This window comes from Streptomyces sp. NPDC048664 (assembly GCF_040650555.1).
Classification (GTDB): Bacteria; Actinomycetota; Actinomycetes; order Streptomycetales; family Streptomycetaceae; genus Streptomyces.
This window is the reverse complement of sequence record NZ_JBEZHK010000003.1, coordinates 59,982-83,024: the sequence shown is the minus strand read 5'-3', so window position 1 is coordinate 83,024 and position 23,043 is coordinate 59,982. Positions and strand designations below refer to the sequence as shown.

Here is a 23,043-nt window from a genome sequence, read left to right as displayed (position 1 = left end):
CAGGAGAGACCGGTGTCAGACGTCCGTGTGATCATCCAACGCGATTCCGAGCGGGAAGAGCGCGTGGTGACGACGGGCACCACGGCCGCCGACCTCTTCCCCGGTGAGCGCTCCGTCATCGCCGCACGCGTGGCCGGTGAGCTCAAGGACCTCACCTACGAGCTGCGCGACGGCGACAGCGTCGAAGGCGTCGAGATCACCTCCGACGACGGCCTGAACATCCTGCGCCACTCCGCCGCGCACGTCATGGCGCAGGCCGTGCAGGAGCTGTTCCCGGAGGCGAAGCTCGGCATCGGCCCGCCGGTCAAGGACGGCTTCTACTACGACTTCGACGTCGAGAGGCCGTTCACGCCCGAGGACCTCAAGGCCGTCGAGAAGAAGATGCAGGAGATCCAGAAGAAGGGCCAGCGCTTCGCCCGCCGTGTGGTCACCGACGAGGCCGCCCGCGAGGAGCTCGCGAACGAGCCCTACAAGCTGGAGCTGATCGGCCTCAAGGGCTCCGCCTCCTCCGACGACGGCGCGGACGTCGAGGTCGGCGCGGGCGAGCTGACCATCTACGACAACCTGGACGCCAAGACCGGCGAGCTGTGCTGGAAGGACCTCTGCCGCGGTCCCCACCTGCCCTCCACCCGGAACATCCCGGCGTTCAAGCTGATGCGCAACGCCGCCGCCTACTGGCGCGGCAGCGAGAAGAACCCGATGCTCCAGCGCATCTACGGCACCGCCTGGCCCTCCAAGGACGAGCTGAAGGCCCACCTCGACTTCCTCGCCGAGGCCGAGAAGCGCGACCACCGCAAGCTGGGCAGCGAGCTGGACCTGTTCTCCATCCCGGAGCAGATCGGCTCCGGCCTCGCCGTGTTCCACCCCAAGGGCGGCATCGTCCGCCGGGTGATGGAGGACTACTCGCGCCGCCGGCACGAGGAGGAGGGCTACGAGTTCGTCTACACCCCGCACGCCACGAAGGGGAAGCTCTTCGAGACCTCGGGCCACCTGGACTGGTACGCCGACGGCATGTACCCGCCCATGCAGCTCGACGAGGGCGTGGACTACTACCTCAAGCCCATGAACTGCCCGATGCACAACCTGATCTTCGACGCGCGCGGCCGCTCCTACCGCGAACTGCCCCTGCGCCTGTTCGAGTTCGGCACCGTGTACCGGTACGAGAAGTCGGGCGTCGTGCACGGCCTGACCCGGGCCCGCGGCTTCACCCAGGACGACGCGCACATCTACTGCACCAAGGAGCAGATGGCGCAGGAGCTCGACCAGACGCTCACCTTCGTCCTGAACCTGCTGCGCGACTACGGCCTGACCGACTTCTACCTGGAGCTGTCCACCAAGGACCCCGAGAAGTTCGTCGGCTCCGACGAGATCTGGGAGGAGGCCACCGAGACGCTGCGCCAGGTCGCCGAGAAGCAGGGACTGCCGCTGGTCCCCGACCCGGGCGGCGCCGCCTTCTACGGCCCGAAGATCTCCGTCCAGGCCAAGGACGCCATCGGCCGCACCTGGCAGATGTCGACGGTCCAGCTGGACTTCAACCTGCCGGAGCGCTTCAACCTGGAGTACACCGGCCCCGACGGTGCCAAGCAGCGCCCCGTCATGATCCACCGGGCGCTCTTCGGCTCGATCGAGCGGTTCTTCGCGGTGCTCCTGGAGCACTACGCGGGCGCGTTCCCCGCGTGGCTGGCCCCGGTCCAGGCGGTCGGCATCCCGATCGGCGACGCCCACGTGGAGTACCTGGAGAGGTTCGCCGCGGCGGCCCGCAGGAAGGGCCTGCGCGTCGAGGTGGACTCGTCCTCGGACCGTATGCAGAAGAAGATCCGCAACGCCCAGAAGCAGAAGGTGCCCTTCATGGTCATCGCGGGCGACGAGGACATGGCGGCCGAGTCGGTCTCCTTCCGCTACCGCGACGGCTCCCAGGAGAACGGCATCCCGTTCGACGAGGCCCTCGCCAAGATCGCGAAGGTCGTCGAGGAGCGGGCGCAGATCTGACCCGCACCCGCCGCGAAGGCCCCCGGGAGGTTCAGACCCCCGGGGGCCTTCGGGTCTCGTCCTGCCGCGCGAACCGCTGCATGAGGTACGAGGAGAACGAACCGGTCACGGCCCCCAGCAGGGCCAGACCGCAGCCCATCAGGACGACCGCGACCAGCCGTCCCGGCACCGTCACCGGCACCATGTCGCCGTAGCCGACGGTCGAGAGCGTGGAGCACACCCACCACACGGAATCCCCGAAGGTGCGGATCGTCGCGCCCGGCACCCGGTGCTCGAAGCGGTACACGGACAGCGCGGCGCCGAATCCGAGCAGCAGGGACGACAGGCCCGCGTACAACATCACCAGGGCCTGCAAGGACATCTTGGGCTGTCCGCGGCGGCGCTGCACCGCCTCGTACACCCGCACGACCCGCACCGGCCGCAGCAGCGGCAGCAGCACGACCACCGTGTCCAGCCAGTGCCGGTGGGCGAACCGCACCCCCTCGCCGCTCAGGCGCCAGCGCACCGCGTAGTCGACGACGAAGAGCGCCCAGCTCGTGAGCATCACCACGAGGCACAGCACGATCAGGGGCCGGGGCAGACTGTCCTCACCCAGCACCTGTACCGCGTACGAACCGAGATACAGCAAAGACGCCACCGCGAGCGGAGTGTCCGCCCGCCGCTCCCAGCGGGCCGTACGGCTGTCGTCGTCCATCGGCCCAGCTTCGCGCGGGACGGATCGCCCCACGCCCCGGCGACACGCCCCGATCGGGCGAAGCCATATGCTGCACTGCATGACGAGTGAGCCGGAGCAGCAGATCGGAGTCGGGACGCCCGACGCGTTCCAGCGCCTGTGGACACCCCACCGGATGGCCTACATCCAGGGCGAGAACAAGCCCACCGGCCCGGAGGCCGGGGACGGCTGCCCGTTCTGCTCCATCCCGGCCCAGTCCGACGAGGACGGACTCGTCGTGCGGCGCGGGGAGCGGGTGTACGCGGTCCTCAACCTGTACCCGTACAACGGCGGCCACCTCATGGTCGTGCCCTACCGCCACGTCGCCGACTACACCGAGCTCACGGCCCCGGAGACCGCGGAACTCGCCGAGCTGACCAAGCAGGCGATGACCGCCCTGCGCACCGCCTCCGGCGCCCACGGCTTCAACATCGGCATGAACCAGGGCACGGTGGCGGGCGCGGGCATCGCGGCCCATCTGCACCAGCACATCGTTCCGCGCTGGGGCGGCGACACCAACTTCATGCCGGTGGTGGGCCACACCAAGATCCTTCCGCAGCTCCTGGCGGACACGAGGAAGATGCTGGCGGAGGCCTGGCCCGCGGCCTGATCGAGCGGCCGGCCCGAGCCGGGGACGCGGGGGCGGTGGCTCCCGCACGGCACCCGTCGCCCTACGCGTCGTACACGTCCGCCTTCCGCGGCGCCACATCCTGCACCAGCCCGCTGATCACCGTGGACCGCGTCCCGAACTTGTCGGTGTCCACCCCGTTCTCCCGGAGCACGCGGATGGCCGCGGCATGCACCACGCGCAGCACCGGAGCGGCGGCACGCAGCGCGTCGTCCGCCATGAACCGGTGCCGCCACGGCTGGTCCGCCCACGCGTGGCGCAGCCCGAACGGCTCGGGCAGGACCAGCGTGCCGCCGAGCCAGTTCAGCACCGGCGGGTACCAGGTGAGTGGGGCGCGGACCGCGAGGCGCACCACCTCGTCCGGGGTCATCAGCGGCAGCTTCACCTCGCGGGTCTCCCAGAACCTGACCTGCTTCTGCACCTTCTTGGTCGGCGCCTCCGGCTTGGTCGTGAACAGGGCGTTCACGGGACCCAGCGCGTGCCCGGTGACCTCGATGCGCAGCGTCTCGTGCAGGACCGTCACCGTGACCAGCATGGTGAGGACCAGCTGCCCGTCCCAGAGCGTCCACTGGACCCCCAGGTAGTGCCGCTCACCGCTGCCGAACTGCTGCTTGTTGCAGATGTCCTGTATCGCGTGGGTCTTGACCGTGTACGCGTCCACGTCCGTGCCGCTGGGGCGTGACACCTCCTTGGCCTTCTCCCCGATGGGGCTCACGACCCAGTGCCGTATCGAGGGGGTCGGGAAGCCCCCGGTGTTCAGCGGGCCGCGCTCCAGCATCCGCAGCTGGTCGTGGATGGCCCTGATCACGTCCCAGCTGCGGAAGGGATGGATCTCCTTGTCCGGGTCGCGCGGGGTCAGATCCTCCGCGAGATTCCAGCTGCCCCAGCGGGTCCCCATGCCGAGTATCCCCTTGGGGCCGGCGTAGAAGACCGAGTTGGACTGCTGCTCGGCGCTGAGCCGGGCGAGCGCCTGGCGCAGCCGCTCGGCGGCCGTCTCGCCGGGGCTGCCCGGCACCGCCTCCGGGATCTTGGCGCCGAGGCCGCCGCCGGCGAGCAGACTGTCCCACCGGTCGCGCAGGTCCCGCGCGGTCCGCTCGCAGATCTGCCGCGCCCAGAACCAGCCGGCGACCGGCAGCAGCACCGACGCCCGCGCGTACCAGCCCCAGAAGCCGTGGAAGGGCATGCGGACCAGGAAGAGCACGGCGAGGACGCCCACCGCGAACAGCAGGGCGGTGCCGAGGGCGGAGGTGCGCCGGTCGTCGCGCCGGGCCACGGTGGCCCGGATCTGGAACACCAGCAGCCACACCAGCATCCCCGGAAGGAACAGCACCCCGCACAGCACGGTCACCGCCGTGAGCCAGTTGTCGCGCTGCCGGCGGATGCGGTGGGCGGCCAGGCAGTGCTCCACCACCACCTGGGGCTCGGTGCCGAAGGACTGGATGAGCGGCTTGCGGTCGGCGCCCAGCATCCGGTCCCTTACCGCCAGCGAGAACGCCTCACCCAGGTTGGGCCGGAAGAGCCTGGCCCAGGAGCGGCCCGGGACGAGCGTCGACTGATGCCACTCGTTGTCCGCGTTCAGAATGGTCTCGACCGGAGCGTCCCGGTAGGCGGCCGAGGCCAGTGCCTGGGTCGCCGCCGTCTGTCCGGCGGAGCCCGACAGGGGCACCTGCGCCCCTGGGGTGAAATCGAATCCGTCCGTCACTGCCGCCCCCTCGCCGCCGAACCCGCTTCTGCGGCCTTCCCGACTTCCCCGCGCCGCACACCTGTTGAACGGGCCCGCGCGCCGATCGAGTCCCAACTCGATCCGGTGGCCAGCGTATCCGCAGGTGCCGGCGCCCGTGGGCGGACGGCCGAGAAGCCGCCCGCCCACGCGACGCAGGGGAACACGCGTCCCCACCAACCCGCTTCGTGACTACGGCGCCTCCTCCATCCGCTCCCGCACCTTCGCCGCGATCTGCGCCGGCATCGGCTCGTGCCGTGCGTAGACGCGGCTGAACCGCGCGGTCCCGTGGGCGAGGGAGCGCAGATCGACGGCGTACCGGCCGATCTCGATCTCCGGCACCTCGGCCCGTACGAGGGTGCGGCCACCGGGCGTCTGCTCGGTGCCCAGCACCCGGCCGCGCCGCCCGGACAGATCGCTCATCACCGCGCCCACGTAGTCGTCGCCGACCAGCACGCTCACCTCGGCGACCGGCTCCAGGAGATGGATCTTCGTGTCGGCCGCCGCCTCGCGCAGGGCGAGCGCGCCCGCCGTCTGGAAGGCCGCGTCGGAGGAGTCCACCGAGTGCGCCTTGCCGTCGAGCAGCGTGATCCTCAGGTCGACCAGGGGGTGGCCGACGGCGACGCCTCGCGCGGCCTGGGCGCGGACGCCCTTCTCGACGGACGGGATGAACTGCCGGGGAACCGCCCCGCCGACCACCTTGTCCACGAACTCGATGCCGGAGCCGCCGGGCAGCGGCTCGACCTCGATCTCGCAGATCGCGTACTGGCCGTGGCCGCCGGACTGCTTGACGTGGCGGCCGCGTCCCGCGCACCTGCCGGCGAACGTCTCCCGCAGCGAGACCCGGTGGTCGACCACGTCGACCTGGACGCCGTAGCGCGTGCGCAGCCGCTCCAGGGCGACGTCCGCGTGCGCCTCGCCCAGACACCACAGCACCACCTGGCGGGTGTCCGGGTTGTGTTCGAGCCGCATGGTCGGGTCCTCCGCGACCAGCCGCGCCAGCCCCTGGCTGAGCTTGTCCTCGTCCGGCTTGCTGTGCGCCTCGATGGCGAGCGGCAGCAGCGGGTCGGGCATCTGCCAGGGCTCCATGAGCAGCGGGTCGTCCTTGGCGGACAGGGTGTCCCCGGTCTCGGCCCGGCCCAGCTTCGCCACACAGGCCAGATCGCCCGCGATGCAGTGCGACAGGGGGCGCTGCTGCTTGCCGAACGGCGCGGACAGGGCGCCGACGCGCTCGTCCACGTCGTGGTCCTCGTGCCCGCGGTCGGTCAGCCCGTGCCCGGACACGTGCACGGTCTCGTCGGGGCGCAGGGTGCCCGAGAACACCCTGACCAGCGAGATGCGGCCCACGTACGGGTCGGACGACGTCTTGACGACCTCCGCCACCAGCGGCCCGCCCGGATCGCACAGCGCGAGCTCGCGCGGCTTGCCGTCCGGTGTGGTGACCGTGAGCCCGTCGCGCTCCAGCGGGGTCGGGAAGCCGCCCTTGACCAGTTCCAGCAGCTCGACGGTGCCCAGGCCCTGGCGGGCGCCGTCCACGGCGGGCGCCGCGGCCAGGACCGGGAAGAACGTCCCGCGCGCCACCGCCCGCTCCAGGTCCTGGACGAGCGTGCCGAGGTCGATCTCCTCACCGCCCAGATAGCGGTCCATGAGGGTCTCGTCCTCGCTCTCCGCGATGATCCCCTCGATGAGCCGGGCGCGGGCCTCCTCGATCCGCGGCAGCTGCTCGGGCCCCGGCTCGGACACCGTGCGCTCGCCGGACGCGTAGTCGAACAGCTGCTTGGTCAGCAGCCCGGTCAGGCCGGTGACGGGCGCGTGCCCGTCGGCCGACCGCGGGCCGTGCAGCGGCAGGTACAGCGGCAGCACCGCGTCCGGGTCCTCACCCCCGAACGCCTCGGCACAGATGCGGGTCATCTCCTCGAAGTCGGCGCGCGCGGACTCCAGGTGGGTGATCACGATGGCGCGCGGCATGCCGACGGCCGCGCACTCCTCCCACACCATGCGGGTCGAACCGTCCACCCCGTCCGAGGCCGAGACGACGAACAGGGCCGCGTCCGCCGCGCGCAGACCGGCCCTGAGCTCCCCGACGAAGTCGGCGTATCCGGGGGTGTCCAGAAGGTTGACCTTGATCCCGTCCCAGTCGACGGGAACCAGTGAGAGCTGCACCGAGCGCTGCTGCCGGTGCTCGATCTCGTCGTAGTCCGAGACGGTGCCGCCGTCCTCCACGCGGCCCGCCCGGTTCACCGCTCCCGCGGTCAGCGCGAGAGCCTCCACCAGGGTCGTCTTGCCGGATCCGCTGTGGCCGACCAGCACCACGTTCCGCACGGACGCGGGTCGGTCGGCCGCCGTAGCCCTGCCGGCGGCTCCGGGATGTGCGTTCGCCTTGTCGCCCATGGCCTTGCCTCCCAAGACGGTGAGGTTCCCGCGGGCGCGGATCGTACGGTCGCTGTCCGCGCTCCGCCCGGGCAGGCAGCCCCGGCGACGGCGGCTCGGACGACGCCCGCGGTGAATTCGAGCTTTGCACTCGCGTCACGGTGCGTCCATACGAACGACGCGATCCCGTCTCCCGGGTGGCCTCGGCCGCCGTGATCCGGCCGCGCCGGCGACCGGCACGGCGCCGTCGCGGGTGAGGCGACGCCCGGGGAGCGGGTGCCCGGACATCACGTGAACGCGTGCCTGGCTACGATGGGCCAGCCGGTGGCCAGCGGGGCCGCGCGGCTCACGACCGTCGGGAAGGCCATGCTGAACAAGTACGCGCGTGCATTCTTCACGCGTGTCCTCACGCCGTTCGCCGCGTTTCTGATCCGCCGGGGGGTCAGCCCCGACACGGTCACGCTGATCGGCACCGCCGGCGTGATGGCGGGAGCGCTGGTCTTCTACCCACGGGGCGAGTTCTTCTGGGGCACGGTCGTCATCACCCTGTTCGTGTTCTCCGACCTCGTCGACGGCAACATGGCCCGCCAGCTCGGCCGCTCCAGCCGCTGGGGGGCCTTCCTGGACTCCACGCTGGACCGGGTCGCCGACGGCGCGATCTTCGGCGGCTTCGCCCTGTGGTACGCGGGCAACGGCCACGACACGGTCCTGTGCGCGGTCTCGATCTTCTGCCTGGCCAGCGGCCAGGTGGTGTCGTACACCAAGGCGCGCGGCGAGTCGATCGGCCTGCCCGTCGCCGTCAACGGACTCGTGGAGCGCGCCGAACGCCTGGTGATCTCGCTGGTCGCGGCGGGCCTCGCCGGACTGCACAAGTTCGGCGTCCCCGGCATCCAGTGGCTGCTGCCCGTCGCCCTGTGGATCGTCGCCGCGGGCAGCCTGGTCACGCTGATCCAGCGGGTCGTGACGGTGCGCAGGGAGTCCGCCGAGGCGGACGCGGCCGCGTCCGCGTCCGGGCAGGGGAACGGGGCGTCGGGGTGAGCCGCGTCCGGGAACGGCTGACGGACGCCCTCTACGGCCTGGGCTGGAGCACGGTCAAGAACCTGCCCGAGCCGGTCGCGACCCGGCTCGGCCGCACCCTCGCGGACCAGGTGTGGAAGCGCCGCGGCAAGGGCGTGCTGCGCCTGGAGCGCAACTACGCCCGTGTGGTACCCGGCGCGAGCCCCGAACGCCTGGCCGAACTCAGCCGGGCGGGCATGCGCTCCTACCTGCGCTACTGGATGGAGTCCTTCCGGCTCCCGGCCTGGAGCACCGAACGCGTCAGGAGCGGCTTCGACCCCGAGGACCTGCACTTCCTGACCGACGGCCTCGCCTCGGGCCGGGGCGTCGTCCTCGCCCTGCCGCACCTGGCCAACTGGGACCTGGCCGGAGCCTGGGTCACGACCGAACTGAGGACACCGTTCACCACCGTCGCGGAGCGACTCAGGCCCGAGACGCTCTACGACCGGTTCGTCGCCTATCGCGAGGGCCTGGGCATGGAGGTGCTTCCGCACAGCGGAGGCTCCGCGTTCGGCACCCTGGCCCGGCGGCTGCGCGACGGAGGCCTGGTCTGCCTGGTCGCCGACCGCGATCTGTCGGCCTCCGGCGTCGAGGTCGACTTCTTCGGCGAGACGGCCCGCATGCCCGCGGGCCCGGCGCTGCTCGCCCAGCAGACGGGGGCGCTGCTGGTGCCCGTGACCCTCTGGTACGACGACTCACCCGTCATGCGGGGACGCCTGCATCCCCCGATCGAGGTGCCGGGAGCGGGTACCCGGGCCGAGAAGACGTCCGTCATGACACAGGCGCTGGCCGACGCCTTCGCCACGGGGATCGCCGAGCACCCGCAGGACTGGCACATGCTCCAGCATCTGTGGCTCGCCGACCTCGACCCCGCCAGGGCGCCGGTGGGGCCCGGAAAGGGGGCGTCATGAGGATCGGCATCGTCTGCCCCTACTCGTGGGACGTGCCGGGCGGCGTCCAGTTCCACATCCGCGACCTGGCCGAGTACTTCATCCGCCTCGGCCACGAGGTGTCCGTGCTCGCCCCCGCGGACGACGACACCCCGCTGCCGCCGTACGTCGTCTCGGCGGGCCGCGCCGTTCCGGTGCCGTACAACGGGTCGGTCGCCCGTCTGAACTTCGGCTTCCTGAGCGCGGCCCGGGTGCGGCGCTGGCTGCACGACGGCCGGTTCGACGTCATCCACATCCACGAGCCGACCTCGCCGTCGCTCGGCCTGCTCGCCTGCTGGGCGGCGCAGGGCCCGATCGTGGCGACCTTCCACACCTCCAACCCGCGCTCCCGGGCGATGGTGGCCGCGTACTCGATCCTCCAGGCGGCCCTGGAGAAGATCAGCGCGCGGATCGCGGTGAGCGAGTACGCGCGGCGCACCCTGGTCGAGCATCTCGGCGGGGACGCGGTGGTGATCCCCAACGGCGTGGACGTCGACTTCTTCGCGAAGGCCGAGCCGAAGGCCGAGTGGCAGGGCGGGACCATCGGCTTCGTCGGGCGCATCGACGAGCCGCGCAAGGGCCTTCCGGTGCTCATGAAGGCCCTGCCCGAGATCCTCGCCGCCCGCCCCGGGGCCCGGCTGCTGGTGGCCGGGCGCGGCGACGAGAAGGAGGCGGTGGAGACCCTCCCGGTACCGCTGCGCTCCCGCGTGGAGTTCCTCGGCATGGTCAGCGACGAGGACAAGGCGCGCTTCCTGCGCAGCGTCGACCTGTACGTGGCACCCAACACCGGCGGTGAGAGCTTCGGGATCATCCTGGTCGAGGCGATGTCCGCGGGCGCCCCGGTGCTCGCCTCCGACCTGGACGCCTTCGCCCAGGTCCTGGACCAGGGCGCGGCGGGGGAGCTGTTCGCCAACGAGGACGCCGAGGCGCTGGCCGCGGCGGCGATCCGGCTCCTCGGCGACCCCCGGCGCCGCGCCGAGCTCAGCGAGCGGGGGAGCGCCCATGTGCGGCGCTTCGACTGGTCGACGGTGGGCGCGGACATCCTGTCGGTCTACGAGACGGTGACGGACGGTACGGCGGCGGTGGCCGCGGACGAGCGCACCGGCCTGCGGGCCCGCTGGGGACTGGCCCGCGACTGAGCGCGACCGCCGGCCGGGACAGTCCTGAGCCCGGCGGCGGATAGGGTTGCCGCCCGTGACCCTTACCTGGACCCTCGTCGCCCTGGCAGTCCTCGCGGCGATCGGCCTCTACCTGAGCTGGACCGCCGGCCGCCTGGACCGCCTGCACGCCCGGATCGACGCCACCCGCGCCGCGCTGGACGCGCAGCTGCTGCGGCGGGCCTCGGTGGCCCAGGAGGTGGCCACCTCCGGTGTGCTCGACCCGGCCGCGTCGATCGTGCTGTACGAGGCCGCGCACGCGGCCCGGCAGTGCGAGGAGGAGCAGCGCGAGGTGGCCGAGAGCGAGCTGAGCCAGGCGCTGCGCGCCGTCTTCGCCGAGGGCCAGCAGATCGAGGCGGTCCGGCGGGCGCCCGGCGGCGAGGAGGCCGCCCGGGAGCTGACCGAGGCGGTGCGCAGGGTGCCGATGGCCCGGCGGTTCCACAACGACGCGGTGGGCGCGGCACGGGCCCTGCGGGCGCACCGCAAGGTGCGCGTGTTCCGTCTCGCGGGGCACGCGCCGTTCCCGATGGCCTTCGAGATGGACGACGAGGCCCCGACGGCACTGACGAACCGTACGACGGTCTGACGCGCCGTCGGGCGTGTCCGGCACGAGGGCCGCGGGGAAAACGATCCACCACCTGTCCATTGGCCCTTGCCGTGGCCTGCCCGCATCCCGTTTGCTCGGTCGAGCAGCATTCCCCCTCTTGCCAGAATGAGGTCGAACCCGTGTCCAGCGCGCTCTCCACCCCCCAGAACCCCGAGACCGGTACCGCACGCGTCAAGCGCGGCATGGCCGAGCAGCTCAAGGGCGGCGTGATCATGGACGTCGTCACGCCGGAGCAGGCGAAGATCGCCGAGGACGCGGGCGCCGTCGCGGTCATGGCGCTGGAGCGGGTTCCGGCCGACATCCGCAAGGACGGCGGCGTGGCCCGTATGTCCGACCCGGACATGATCGAGGGCATCATCGACGCCGTCTCGATCCCGGTCATGGCCAAGTCCCGCATCGGCCACTTCGTCGAGGCCCAGGTGCTCCAGTCGCTCGGCGTGGACTACATCGACGAGTCCGAGGTCCTCACCCCGGCCGACGAGGTCAACCACTCCGACAAGTGGGCCTTCACCACGCCGTTCGTCTGCGGTGCCACCAACCTCGGTGAGGCCCTGCGCCGCATCGCCGAGGGCGCCGCGATGATCCGCTCCAAGGGCGAGGCCGGCACCGGCAACGTCGTGGAGGCCGTGCGCCACCTGCGCCAGATCAAGAACGAGATCGCCCGTCTGCGCGGCTTCGACAACAACGAGCTGTACGCCGCCGCCAAGGACCTGCGCGCCCCCTACGAGCTGGTCAAGGAGGTCGCCGAGCTCGGCAAGCTGCCGGTCGTGCTGTTCTCCGCCGGTGGCGTCGCCACCCCGGCCGACGCCGCGCTGATGCGCCAGCTCGGTGCCGAGGGCGTCTTCGTCGGTTCGGGCATCTTCAAGTCCGGCGACCCGGCCAAGCGCGCCGCCGCCATCGTGAAGGCCACCACCTTCTACGACGACCCGAAGATCATCGCGGACGCGTCCCGCAACCTCGGCGAGGCCATGGTCGGCATCAACTGCGACACCCTCCCCGAGACCGAGCGCTACGCCAACCGCGGCTGGTAAGAGGCCCTGGAAGACATGAACACTCCTGTCATCGGCGTCCTGGCCCTCCAGGGCGACGTCCGGGAACACCTCATCGCCCTGGCCGCGGCCGACGCCGTGGCCAGGCCGGTGCGGCGGCCCGAGGAACTCGCCGAGGTCGACGGTCTCGTCCTGCCCGGCGGGGAGTCCACCACCATCTCCAAGCTGGCCATCCTCTTCGGAGTGATGGACCCGCTGCGCGCCCGCGTGCGCGCCGGTATGCCCGTGTACGGCACCTGCGCGGGCATGATCATGCTGGCCGACAAGATCCTCGACCCGCGCTCGGGCCAGGAGACCATCGGCGGCATCGACATGATCGTGCGCCGCAACGCCTTCGGGCGGCAGAACGAGTCCTTCGAAGCGGCGGTCGACGTGAAGGGCGTCGCGGGCGAGCCGGTGGAGGGCGTCTTCATCCGCGCACCGTGGGTCGAGTCCGTCGGCGCGGACACCGAGGTGCTCGCCGAGCACGAGGGCCACATCGTCGCCGTGCGCCAGGGCAACGCGCTCGCCACCTCGTTCCACCCGGAACTGACCGGCGACCACCGCGTGCACGCCCTGTTCGTCGACATGGTGCGCGCGGGACGGACCGCCGAGTCCTTGTAGGATCTCTGGCGTTCGTTAAAGAGTTGGGTTACGCGAAGGAGACAGGCAGATGTCCGGCCACTCTAAATGGGCTACGACGAAGCACAAGAAGGCCGTGATCGACGCCAAGCGCGGCAAGCTCTTCGCGAAGCTGATCAAGAACATCGAGGTCGCGGCCCGTTCCGGGGGCGCGGACGTCGACGGCAACCCCACTCTCTTCGACGCCATCCAGAAGGCGAAGAAGCAGTCCGTCCCGAACAAGAACATCGACTCCGCGGTCAAGCGCGGCGCGGGCCTGGAGGCCGGCGGCGCCGACTACGAGACGATCATGTACGAGGGCTACGGGCCCAACGGTGTCGCGGTGCTCATCGAGTGCCTCACCGACAACCGCAACCGCGCCGCCTCCGACGTCCGGGTAGCCATGACCCGCAACGGCGGCTCGATGGCCGACCCGGGCTCCGTCTCGTACCTGTTCAACCGCAAGGGCGTCGTGATCGTCCCCAAGGGTGAGCTGAGCGAGGACGACGTGCTCGGGGCCGTGCTCGACGCGGGCGCGGAGGAGGTCAACGACCTCGGCGAGTCCTTCGAGGTGCTCAGCGAGGCCACCGACATGGTCGCGGTCCGCACCGCCCTGCAGGAGGCCGGGCTCGACTACGACTCCGCCGAGGCCAACTTCGTCCCGACCATGCAGGTCGAGCTGGACGAGGACGGCGCCCGGAAGATCTTCAAGCTGATCGACGCCCTGGAGGACAGCGACGACGTGCAGAACGTCTTCGCCAACTTCGACGTCAGCGACGAGGTCATGGAGAAGGTCGACGCGTAACGCCGCGACAAGCCGAACGGGCCGACGGGACATCCCCGTCGGCCCGTCGCTGTGCGGTGGGTTGTCGGTGGCACCCGATAGCCTGCGTGAACAGGAGATCGAGAACTCGGGACGGGAGGGGCGCGCGTGCGGGTACTGGGGGTGGATCCAGGGCTGACGCGATGCGGTGTCGGTGTCGTGGAGGGCGTTCCCGGACGGCCCCTGACCATGCTCGGCGTCGGCGTCGTGCGCACGCCCGCGGACGCCGAGCTCGGCCGGCGCCTCGTCGCCGTCGAGCAGGGCATCGAGGCCTGGCTGGACGAGCACCGGCCCGAGGTGGTCGCCGTGGAGCGGGTCTTCAGCCAGCACAACGTGCGGACGGTGATGGGCACCGCCCAGGCCAGCGCCGTGGCCATGCTGTGCGCCGCCCGCCGCGGCCTCCCCGTCGCCCTGCACACCCCGAGCGAGGTCAAGGCCGCGGTCACCGGCAGCGGACGCGCCGACAAGGCGCAGGTCGGCGCCATGGTCACCCGGCTGCTCCGACTGGACGCGCCCCCGAAGCCCGCCGACGCCGCCGACGCCCTGGCCCTGGCCATCTGCCACATCTGGCGCGCGCCCGCCCAGAACCGACTCCAGCAGGCCGTGGCCCTGCGCGCATCGAAAGGCCGTACCGCATGATCGCCTTCGTCAGCGGCCCGGTCGCCGCCCTCGCCCCCAACTCCGCGGTGGTCGAGGTGGGCGGCGTCGGCATCGCCGTCCAGTGCACCCCCGGCACCCTGTCCGCGCTCCGGCTCGGCCGGCCGGCCAGGCTCGCCACGTCCCTGGTCGTGCGGGAGGACTCGCTCACCCTGTACGGCTTCGCGGACGACGACGAACGCCAGGTGTTCGAACTGCTCCAGACCGCGAGCGGAGTGGGCCCGCGCCTGGCCCAGGCGATGCTCGCCGTGCACAGCCCCGACGCCCTGCGCCGCGCCGTGATCACCGGCGACGAGAAGGCGCTCACGGCCGTCCCCGGCATCGGCAAGAAGGGCGCCCAGAAACTGCTGCTCGAACTGAAGGACCGCCTCGGTGAACCGCTCGGCGCCCCCGCCGTCGGCGCGCCGGTCACCGCGGGCTGGCGCGACCAGCTGCACGCCGCGCTCATCGGCCTCGGGTACGCGACCCGAGAGGCGGACGAGGCGGTCACGGCGGTGGCCCCGCAGGCGGAGGCGGCCGGGGGCACCCCGCCGGTGGGCGCCCTGCTCAAGGCGGCCCTGCAGACCCTGAACCGGGCCCGGTGAGCCCCGGGACACCCCGGGCCCGCCGGCACCGCACGCGCCCCCACGAGACCGCGAGGCAGAAGAACCGATGAACTGGGACGACGAGACCGACACCCCCGCCGCCGAGCGGCTCGTCGGTGCGTCCGCCGACCGTGAGGACCAGGCCGTCGAGGCCGCCCTGCGCCCCAAGGACCTGGACGAGTTCATCGGCCAGGAGAAGGTCCGCGAGCAGCTCGACCTGGTGCTGCGGGCGGCCCGCGCCCGCGGCGCCACCGCCGACCACGTGCTGCTCTCCGGGGCGCCCGGCCTCGGCAAGACCACGCTGTCCATGATCATCGCGGCGGAGATGGCCGCTCCCATCCGCATCACCAGCGGCCCGGCCATCCAGCACGCGGGCGACCTCGCCGCGATCCTCTCCTCCCTCCAGGAGGGAGAGGTCCTCTTCCTCGACGAGATCCACCGCATGTCCCGGCCCGCCGAGGAGATGCTCTACATGGCGATGGAGGACTTCCGGGTCGACGTGATCGTCGGCAAGGGGCCCGGCGCCACCGCCATCCCGCTGGAACTGCCGCCCTTCACCCTGGTCGGCGCCACCACGCGCGCGGGCCTGCTGCCGCCCCCGCTGCGCGACCGCTTCGGCTTCACCGCGCACATGGAGTTCTACGGACCCGCCGAGCTGGAGCGCGTGATCCACCGTTCGGCGGCCCTCCTGGACGTCGCGATCGACCCGCGGGGCGCCGCCGAGATCGCCGGACGCTCCCGCGGCACCCCGCGTATCGCCAACCGGCTGCTGCGCCGGGTGCGGGACTACGCGCAGGTCAAGGCGGACGGCGCGATCACCCGGGAGATCGCCTCGGCCGCGCTGAGCGTCTACGAGGTCGACGGCCGGGGCCTGGACCGGCTCGACCGCGCGGTCCTCGAAGCCCTGCTGAAACTCTTCGGCGGCGGACCCGTCGGCCTGTCCACGCTCGCGGTGGCGGTGGGGGAGGAGCGTGAGACCGTGGAAGAGGTGGCCGAACCCTTCCTGGTCCGCGAGGGCCTCCTCGCCCGCACTCCGCGTGGCCGGGTCGCCACTCCGGCCGCCTGGGCACACCTCGGTCTGCCCGCACCACGCGGGACCACCGGGGCAAACGGACAGCGGGACCTGTTCGGCGCCTGACGGCGCGGGACTCCCCGGGCCAGGAACCCGGGTGCCATGCTGGGCGTTGTTCCTTGTGTGCGGACTCGCTTAGACTCCGCCGATGCCGCCCATGCGGGCGGTGCCGACCACCACCATCCACCAGGCCGCCCGATCGAGCGGTCGTGCGAAGGAAAATTCCGTCCCGTGAAACTCGTGACCCTCCTCCCGTTCATCGTCCTCATCGGGGCCATGTTCCTGATGACGCGCTCGGCCAAGCGCAAGCAGCAGCAGGCCTCCTCCATGCGCAACGAGATGCAGCCCGGCAGCGGCGTCCGCACGATCGGGGGCATGTACGCGACGGTCAAGGAGGTCAACGACGACACGGTCCTCGTTGACGCGGGCCCCGGCGTCGAGCTGCTCTTCGCGAAGAACGCCATCGGCGCCGTCCTCACCGACGACGAGTACAACCGCATCGTTCACGGCATCGAGCACGACCTGAAGGCGGACGGCGCCATTGTGCCGGACGACGCCTCCTCCCTCACCGAGACCGACGAGCCCGCCGCCGGCGCCTCTTCCGACACCGCGGACGACAAGCCCGTGGACCTCGGCAAGAAGGACGCGGACGACGCCGCGGACACCTCGGCCGAGGCGAAGCCGGACGCGAGCGAGCCGAAGAAGACCGACGGCGAGACCGGCGCGAAGTAGCTGTACCCCGGCACCGGGCGTGTGGACACGCGCCCGGTGCCCGGATTGTGCGGCTTTCGCACGGAATCCCGACACAATGGCATGGCCGCCCGCGCGCTGACCTCGCGCGCGGCGGCCCGAGAGGGAGTACGAGAAGGTGGCAGCACCGAAGAAGGGCCGGAGCGCCAAAGCCCAGAGCAAGCCTGGGCGCGCGCTGGCTCTCATCCTGATCGCCATCGCGGCGCTCACCGGGGGGATGTTCGCCTCCGGGCAGACGACTCCGCGTCTCGGCATCGACCTCGCCGGCGGCACGAGCATCACGCTGAAGGCGAAGAGCGGCCAGGAATCCGCGATCAACAAGACCAACATGGACACCGCGGTCGAGATCATGAACCGCCGTGTCAACGGTCTGGGTGTGACCGAGGCCGAGGTCCAGACGCAGGGCGATCGCAACATCATCGTCAACATCCCCCGCGGCACGAACTCGGCCGAGGCCCGCCAGCAGGTCGGTACCACGGCCAAGCTGTACTTCCGCCCCGTCCTGCAGACCCAGGTGTCCGGACCGGCCACCTCGCCGAGCACCTCGCCGAGCGCCTCCCCCTCGGGCAAGGCCTCCGGCAAGCCGGCCCCGTCCGGCAGTGCCCAGCCGTCCGGCAGCGCCTCCTCGTCGGGCTCGCCGAAGCTCTCCGGTTCGTCCTCCCCCTCGGGCGGCGCCACCTCGCAGGGCCGCCCCGTCACGGACGCCCTGAAGGCCACCCCGTCGGCGAACCCGTCCGGCTCCGCCTCCCCGTCGTCCTCCGCCTCCGCGGGTGCCGGCGCCAAGTCGAGCCCGGCCGCGAGCGCCTCTCCCTCGGCGAGCACCGGCTCCTCCGACTCGGCGGCCAAGCTGCAGAGCGAGTACGCCACGCTCGACTGCACCTCCAAGGCCGTCCGTGCCAAGGCCGGCGTGGGCGCCAAGCCCGACCAGCCCACCGTCGCCTGCGGCCAGAACGGCGGCAAGCAGTGGCAGAAGTACCTGCTCGGCCCGGCCGAGGTCGCGGGCACGGACGTGAGCAAGGCCTCCGCGGTCTACGACACCCAGGGCGCCGGCGGCTGGAAGGTCACCATGGACTTCACGTCCGGTGGCACCAAGAAGTTCGCGGCCATCACCGGCAAGCTCGCCCAGAACCAGTCGCCGCAGAACGAGTTCGCCATCGTCCTGGACGGCTCGGTCGTCTCCAGCCCCTACGTCCAGCAGGCGCTGACCACCGGCAACGCCGAGATCACCGGCAACTTCGACCAGACCGAGGCCAAGAACCTGGCCAACGTCCTGTCCTACGGCGCGCTCCCGCTCTCCTTCGAGGAGCAGAGCGTCACCACGGTCACCGCCGCGCTCGGCGGTGAGCAGCTGCACGCCGGTCTGATCGCCGGCGCGATCGGCCTCGCCCTGGTCGTGATCTACCTGGTGGCCTACTACCGGGGTCTGTCGATGATCGCGATCGCCTCGCTGCTGGTCTCGGCGGTCCTCACGTACGTGATCATGTCGCTGCTCGGCCCCACCATCGGGTTCGCGCTGAACCTGCCGGCGGTCTGCGGCGCCATCGTCGCCATCGGTATCACCGCGGACTCGTTCATCGTGTTCTTCGAACGCATCCGTGACGAGATCCGCGAGGGCCGCTCGCTGCGGCCGTCCGTCGAGCGGGCCTGGCCGCGCGCCCGGCGCACCATCCTGGTCTCCGACTTCGTGTCGTTCCTGGCCGCCGCGGTGCTGTTCATCGTCACGATCGGCAAGGTGCAGGGCTTCGCGTTCACGCTGGGCCTCACCACGATCCTGGACGTCGTCGTCGTCTTCCTGTTCACCAAGCCGCTGATGACGATCCTCGCCCGCCGCCCCTTCTTCGCGAACGGCCACCCCTGGTCCGGACTCGACCCCAAGAGCCTCGGCGCCAAGTCGCCGCTGCGCCGGACCCGCCGTCCCTCCGCCCCCGTCGACACGAAGGAGGCGTGAGAGATGTCGAAGCTCGGCAACCTCGGCGCCCGGCTCCACCGAGGCGAGGTCGGCTACGACTTCGTCGGCAACCGCAAGATCTGGTACGGCGTCTCGATCCTGATCACCATCGCGGCCATCCTCGGCCTGACGGTGCGCGGTCTGAACATGGGCATCGAGTTCCAGGGCGGTGCCGTCTTCACCACCCCGAAGACCAGCGCCTCCGTCGCCCAGGCGGAGGACTACGCCCAGAGCTCCTCGGGGGAGCAGGCGGTCGTCCAGAAGCTCGGCTCGGGCGGCCTGCGCATCCAGATCGCCGGCATCGACACCGCCAAGGCCGACCAGATCAAGGCGGACCTCGCCAAGGACCTCAAGGTCGACGGCGAGTCCATCAACGCCGACCTGGTGGGCCCCAGCTGGGGTGAGCAGGTCGCCGGCAAGGCCTGGGAGGGCCTGGCCATCTTCATGGTGCTCGTGGTGATCTACCTCGCGGTCGCCTTCGAGTGGCGCATGGCGCTCGCGGCCCTGGTCGCGCTGATCCACGACATCACCATCACGACCGGTATCTACGCCCTGGTCGGCTTCGAGGTCACCCCCGGCACGGTCATCGGTCTGCTCACGATCCTCGGTTACTCGCTCTACGACACGGTCGTCGTCTTCGACAGCCTCAAGGAGCAGACGAAGGACCTCACCAAGCAGACCCGCTGGACCTACAGCGAGATCGCCAACCGCTCGATCAACAGCACCCTCGTCCGCTCCATCAACACCACCGTGGTGGCGCTGCTGCCGGTCGCCGGCCTGCTGTTCATCGGTGGCGGCTTCCTCGGCGCGGGCACGCTCAACGACATCTCCCTGTCGCTGTTCGTCGGTCTCGCGGCCGGCGCGTACTCCTCGATCTTCATCGCGACGCCGCTCGTCGCGGACCTCAAGGAGCGCGAGCCGCAGTACAAGGCCCTCAGGAAGCGGGTCATGGCCAAGCGCGCCCAGGCCGCCGCGCAGGGCGACACCGCGCAGCAGGAGGGCACCGGCCCCGCGGACGACGACGCGCAGGACTCCGCGCCCGCCGTCGTGGGCCCGCGCAACCAGCCCCCCTCCCGCAACCGCGGTCGCGGCCGGCCGTCCGGGAAGCGCCGATGAGCGACATACAGGCCCTGCTGCTCAGCCGTATCCGCGACGTCCCCGACCACCCGGAGCCCGGGGTGATGTTCAAGGACATCACCCCGTTGCTCGCGGACCCGGCGGCGTTCGCGGCGCTCACCGACGCGCTGGCGGAGCTGGCCGTGCGCCACGGCGCCACGAAGATCGTCGGACTGGAGGCCCGGGGCTTCATCCTCGGCGCCCCGGCCGCCGTCCGGGCGGGCGTCGGCTTCGTCCCCGTGCGCAAGGCGGGCAAGCTCCCCGGAGCCACCCTGAGCCAGGCGTACGACCTGGAGTACGGATCCGCCGAGATCGAGGTGCACGCCGAGGACCTGGCCGCGGGCGACCGCGTGATGGTCGTGGACGACGTCCTCGCCACCGGCGGCACCGCCGAGGCCTCGCTCAGCCTCGTCCGCCGGGCGGGCGCCGAGATAGCCGGTGTCAGCGTGCTCATGGAACTGGGCTTCCTCGGCGGGCGCGCCCGCCTCGAACCCGCCCTCGCGGGAGCACCCCTGGAGGCGCTGCTCCAGCTCTGACACCTCGCGACACCCAGAAGGCGGCCACCCGGAGGAATCCGGTGGCCGCCTTCGGTGTTTGTGCTGTTGAGGGCCGCGCGGGCGGCCTGGAGGCGAGCCCGGAGCCCGGGATCGCTACCATGGGGTCTCCGGAGCCTGACCGGGGGACCCGGATCGCGCACGAGGAGCCCTGTTGCCAGACGAGGCCCAGCCACTGACCGCCGCAAAGCCCGACCCGTCGTCGAAAGCCGACCCGTCGGCGCAGGCCGCGGCCGCGTCCGCGCCCGGCGCGAAGAACGCACCGGACGCGGGGGTCGAGCACGCCCCGTCCGCGCCCGTCGACCACGTCGCGGACAAGCCTCGCCCCAAGCCGGCCCCCGAGCGCCACCAGGCGGTCCGCCCCGCCCCGGCACCCTCGGCCCGCTCCGGCTCCTCCAACCGGGTGCGCGCCCGCCTCGCCCGCCTCGGCGTCCAGCGCGCCAACCCGTACAACCCGGTCCTGGAGCCGCTGCTGCGGATAGTGCGCAGCAACGACCCCAAGATCGAGAACGCGACGCTCCGCCAGATCGAGCGCGCCTACCAGGTCGCCGAGCGCTGGCACCGCGGCCAGAAGCGCAAGAGCGGCGACCCCTACATCACCCACCCGCTCGCCGTGACCACCATCCTCGCCGAACTGGGCATGGACCCGGCCACGCTGATGGCCGGCCTGCTGCACGACACGGTCGAGGACACCGAGTACGGCCTGGAGCAGCTGCGCCGCGACTTCGGCGACACCGTGGCCCTGCTCGTGGACGGCGTCACCAAGCTGGACAAGGTCAAGTTCGGCGAGGCCGCGCAGGCGGAGACCGTGCGCAAGATGGTCGTCGCCATGGCCAAGGACCCCCGCGTCCTGGTCATCAAGCTCGCGGACCGGCTGCACAACATGCGCACCATGCGCTACCTCAAGCGCGAGAAGCAGGAGAAGAAGGCGCGCGAGACCCTGGAGATCTACGCGCCGCTCGCCCACCGGCTGGGCATGAACACCATCAAGTGGGAGCTGGAGGACCTCGCCTTCGCGATCCTCTACCCCAAGATGTACGACGAGATCGTACGGCTGGTGGCCGAGAGGGCACCGAAGCGTGACGAGTACCTGGCCATAGTGACCGACGAGGTCCAGACCGATCTGCGCGCCGCCCGCATCAAGGCGACCGTCACCGGCCGCCCCAAGCACTACTACAGCGTCTACCAGAAGATGATCGTCCGCGGTCGCGACTTCGCGGAGATCTACGACCTGGTGGGCATCCGTGTCCTGGTGGACACCGTGCGGGACTGCTACGCCGCACTGGGCACCGTCCACGCCCGCTGGAACCCGGTTCCGGGGCGGTTCAAGGACTACATCGCGATGCCCAAGTTCAACATGTACCAGTCGCTGCACACCACGGTGATCGGGCCCAACGGCAAGCCCGTCGAACTCCAGATCCGCACGTTCGACATGCACCGCCGGGCCGAGTACGGCATCGCCGCGCACTGGAAGTACAAGCAGGAGGCCGTCGCGGGTGCCTCCAAGGTCCGTACCGACGCGCCTCGTTCGAACACCAGGGACAAGGACGCCGTCAACGACATGGCGTGGCTGCGCCAGTTGCTGGACTGGCAGAAGGAGACCGAGGACCCGAGCGAGTTCCTGGAGTCGCTGCGCTTCGACCTGTCGCGCAACGAGGTCTTCGTGTTCACGCCGAAGGGCGACGTCATAGCACTGCCCGCCGGCGCCACCCCCGTGGACTTCGCGTACGCCGTCCACACCGAGGTCGGCCACCGGACCATCGGGGCCAGGGTCAACGGCAGGCTCGTCCCGCTCGAATCCACCCTGGACAACGGCGACCTGGTGGAGGTCTTCACCTCCAAGGCCACCGGCGCGGGACCCTCCCGCGACTGGCTCGGCTTCGTGAAGTCCCCGCGCGCCCGCAACAAGATCCGGGCGTGGTTCTCCAAGGAGCGCCGCGAGGAGGCCATCGAGCAGGGCAAGGACTCCATCGCCCGCGCGATGCGCAAGCAGAACCTGCCGATCCAGCGCATCCTCACCGGCGACTCGCTCGTCACCCTCGCCCACGAGATGCGCTACCCGGACATCTCGTCGCTGTACGCCGCGATCGGCGAGGGCCATGTGGCCGCGCAGAACGTCGTGCAGAAGCTGGTGCAGGCGCTCGGCGGCGAGGAGGCGGCCACCGAGGAGATCGACGAGGCGGTACCGCCGGCCCGCGGCCGCGCCCGCAAGCGGCGCCGCAACCAGGACCCCGGCGTCGTGGTCAAGGGCGTCGACGACGTCTGGGTCAAGCTGGCCCGCTGCTGCACCCCCGTGCCCGGTGACCCCATCATCGGCTTCGTCACCCGGGGCAGCGGTGTGTCGGTCCACCGCACGGACTGCGTGAACGTGGAGTCGCTCTCCCGTGAACCCGAGCGCATCCTGGACGTCGAGTGGGCGCCCACCCAGTCCTCGGTCTTCCTGGTCGCGATCCAGGTGGAGGCCCTCGACCGCTCGCGGCTGCTGTCCGACGTGACCCGGGTCCTGTCCGACCAGCACGTCAACATCCTGTCGGCCGCCGTCCAGACCTCCCGCGACCGTGTCGCCACCTCCCGGTTCACCTTCGAGATGGGCGACCCCAAGCACCTGGGCCATGTGCTGAAGGCCGTACGGGGCGTGGAGGGCGTGTACGACGTGTACCGGGTGACCTCGGCACGCCGCCCGTCGTAGGCGCCGCCCGCACGAGTGAGGGGGCTCCCGTAC

General features: G+C 71.3%; 20 protein-coding genes. 17 read left to right on the top strand and 3 right to left on the bottom strand.

The features are described from left to right. Window positions 1-12 precede the first annotated feature (12 nt). Window positions 13-1,989: a threonine--tRNA ligase gene (gene thrS / locus AB0C59_RS04025; protein WP_363000769.1), complete on the top strand. Its 1,977-nt coding sequence runs from the start codon at window positions 13-15 to the stop codon at window positions 1,987-1,989. Window positions 1,990-2,020: 31 nt separating this feature from the next. Here the strand turns inward: thrS and AB0C59_RS04020 are convergent, their stop codons facing one another. Beyond that, window positions 2,021-2,683, bottom strand: coding sequence for an ion channel (locus AB0C59_RS04020; protein WP_363000767.1), 663 nt, complete (start codon window positions 2,681-2,683; stop codon window positions 2,021-2,023). Between the two features lie 67 nt (window positions 2,684-2,750). Here AB0C59_RS04020 and AB0C59_RS04015 point away from each other — a divergent pair, with 67 nt between their 5' ends. Further along, entirely contained in the window at window positions 2,751-3,311 is a 561-nt protein-coding gene (locus tag AB0C59_RS04015) for an HIT domain-containing protein (protein WP_363000765.1), read from the top strand. A gap of 61 nt (window positions 3,312-3,372) precedes the next feature. Here the strand turns inward: AB0C59_RS04015 and AB0C59_RS04010 are convergent, their stop codons facing one another. Together AB0C59_RS04010 and AB0C59_RS04005 are read right to left on the bottom strand one after the other, a co-directional pair. Next, window positions 3,373-5,031 (bottom strand): hypothetical protein, encoded by a 1,659-nt coding sequence (locus AB0C59_RS04010; protein WP_363000763.1) that lies wholly within the window; start codon window positions 5,029-5,031, stop codon window positions 3,373-3,375. A gap of 210 nt (window positions 5,032-5,241) precedes the next feature. Beyond that, window positions 5,242-7,440: an elongation factor G-like protein EF-G2 gene (locus tag AB0C59_RS04005; RefSeq protein ID WP_363001242.1), complete on the bottom strand. Its 2,199-nt coding sequence runs from the start codon at window positions 7,438-7,440 to the stop codon at window positions 5,242-5,244. Between the two features lie 291 nt (window positions 7,441-7,731). Between AB0C59_RS04005 and pgsA the strand changes: the two genes are divergently transcribed. The 15 genes from pgsA to AB0C59_RS03930 all read left to right on the top strand — a co-directional run bounded on the left by pgsA (window position 7,732) and on the right by AB0C59_RS03930 (window position 23,010). Further along, window positions 7,732-8,457: a phosphatidylinositol phosphate synthase gene (pgsA, locus tag AB0C59_RS04000; RefSeq protein ID WP_363000761.1), complete on the top strand. Its 726-nt coding sequence runs from the start codon at window positions 7,732-7,734 to the stop codon at window positions 8,455-8,457. Continuing rightward, the gene (locus AB0C59_RS03995; protein WP_363000759.1) at window positions 8,454-9,386 is read left to right on the top strand and encodes a phosphatidylinositol mannoside acyltransferase; all 933 of its coding nucleotides are present in this window, start codon (window positions 8,454-8,456) and stop codon (window positions 9,384-9,386) included. Before pgsA ends, AB0C59_RS03995 begins: the two co-directional genes overlap by 4 nt. After that, window positions 9,383-10,543 (top strand): glycosyltransferase family 4 protein, encoded by a 1,161-nt coding sequence (locus tag AB0C59_RS03990; RefSeq protein WP_363000757.1) that lies wholly within the window; start codon window positions 9,383-9,385, stop codon window positions 10,541-10,543. Before AB0C59_RS03995 ends, AB0C59_RS03990 begins: the two co-directional genes overlap by 4 nt. 46 nt (window positions 10,544-10,589) lie before the next feature. Then, window positions 10,590-11,147: a hypothetical protein gene (locus tag AB0C59_RS03985; protein WP_363000755.1), complete on the top strand. Its 558-nt coding sequence runs from the start codon at window positions 10,590-10,592 to the stop codon at window positions 11,145-11,147. A gap of 140 nt (window positions 11,148-11,287) precedes the next feature. Continuing rightward, a complete protein-coding gene (gene pdxS / locus AB0C59_RS03980; RefSeq protein ID WP_363000753.1) occupies window positions 11,288-12,199 on the top strand; it encodes a pyridoxal 5'-phosphate synthase lyase subunit PdxS in 912 nt (303 codons plus the stop codon). Between the two features lie 15 nt (window positions 12,200-12,214). Further along, complete coding sequence (gene pdxT / locus AB0C59_RS03975; protein ID WP_363000751.1) at window positions 12,215-12,820, top strand: pyridoxal 5'-phosphate synthase glutaminase subunit PdxT; 606 nt, start codon at window positions 12,215-12,217, stop codon at window positions 12,818-12,820. A gap of 49 nt (window positions 12,821-12,869) precedes the next feature. Continuing rightward, window positions 12,870-13,622, top strand: a complete 753-nt coding sequence (locus tag AB0C59_RS03970; protein WP_363000749.1) for a YebC/PmpR family DNA-binding transcriptional regulator — start codon at window positions 12,870-12,872, stop codon at window positions 13,620-13,622. Between the two features lie 126 nt (window positions 13,623-13,748). Then, window positions 13,749-14,279, top strand: a complete 531-nt coding sequence (gene ruvC, locus AB0C59_RS03965) for a crossover junction endodeoxyribonuclease RuvC (protein ID WP_363000747.1) — start codon at window positions 13,749-13,751, stop codon at window positions 14,277-14,279. Beyond that, window positions 14,276-14,881, top strand: a complete 606-nt coding sequence (ruvA, locus tag AB0C59_RS03960; protein ID WP_363000746.1) for a Holliday junction branch migration protein RuvA — start codon at window positions 14,276-14,278, stop codon at window positions 14,879-14,881. Before ruvC ends, ruvA begins: the two co-directional genes overlap by 4 nt. 67 nt (window positions 14,882-14,948) lie before the next feature. Further along, window positions 14,949-16,019, top strand: a complete 1,071-nt coding sequence (gene ruvB / locus AB0C59_RS03955; RefSeq protein ID WP_363000744.1) for a Holliday junction branch migration DNA helicase RuvB — start codon at window positions 14,949-14,951, stop codon at window positions 16,017-16,019. A 165-nt stretch (window positions 16,020-16,184) separates the two neighbouring features. After that, window positions 16,185-16,685: a preprotein translocase subunit YajC gene (gene yajC / locus AB0C59_RS03950; protein ID WP_363000742.1), complete on the top strand. Its 501-nt coding sequence runs from the start codon at window positions 16,185-16,187 to the stop codon at window positions 16,683-16,685. 136 nt (window positions 16,686-16,821) lie between these two features. After that, on the top strand, window positions 16,822-18,651 hold the full coding sequence (secD, locus tag AB0C59_RS03945) for a protein translocase subunit SecD (RefSeq protein ID WP_363000740.1): 1,830 nt from the start codon (window positions 16,822-16,824) through the stop codon (window positions 18,649-18,651). 3 nt (window positions 18,652-18,654) lie between these two features. After that, window positions 18,655-19,767 carry a protein translocase subunit SecF gene (gene secF, locus AB0C59_RS03940; RefSeq protein ID WP_363000738.1) on the top strand — a complete coding sequence of 371 codons (1,113 nt, stop codon included), beginning with the start codon at window positions 18,655-18,657 and terminating at the stop codon, window positions 19,765-19,767. After that, window positions 19,764-20,303, top strand: a complete 540-nt coding sequence (locus AB0C59_RS03935) for an adenine phosphoribosyltransferase (protein ID WP_363000736.1) — start codon at window positions 19,764-19,766, stop codon at window positions 20,301-20,303. The genes secF and AB0C59_RS03935 overlap by 4 nt, the downstream gene beginning before the upstream one ends. Before the next feature lie 172 nt (window positions 20,304-20,475). Next, window positions 20,476-23,010: a bifunctional (p)ppGpp synthetase/guanosine-3',5'-bis(diphosphate) 3'-pyrophosphohydrolase gene (locus AB0C59_RS03930; protein WP_363000734.1), complete on the top strand. Its 2,535-nt coding sequence runs from the start codon at window positions 20,476-20,478 to the stop codon at window positions 23,008-23,010. Window positions 23,011-23,043 lie beyond the last annotated feature (33 nt).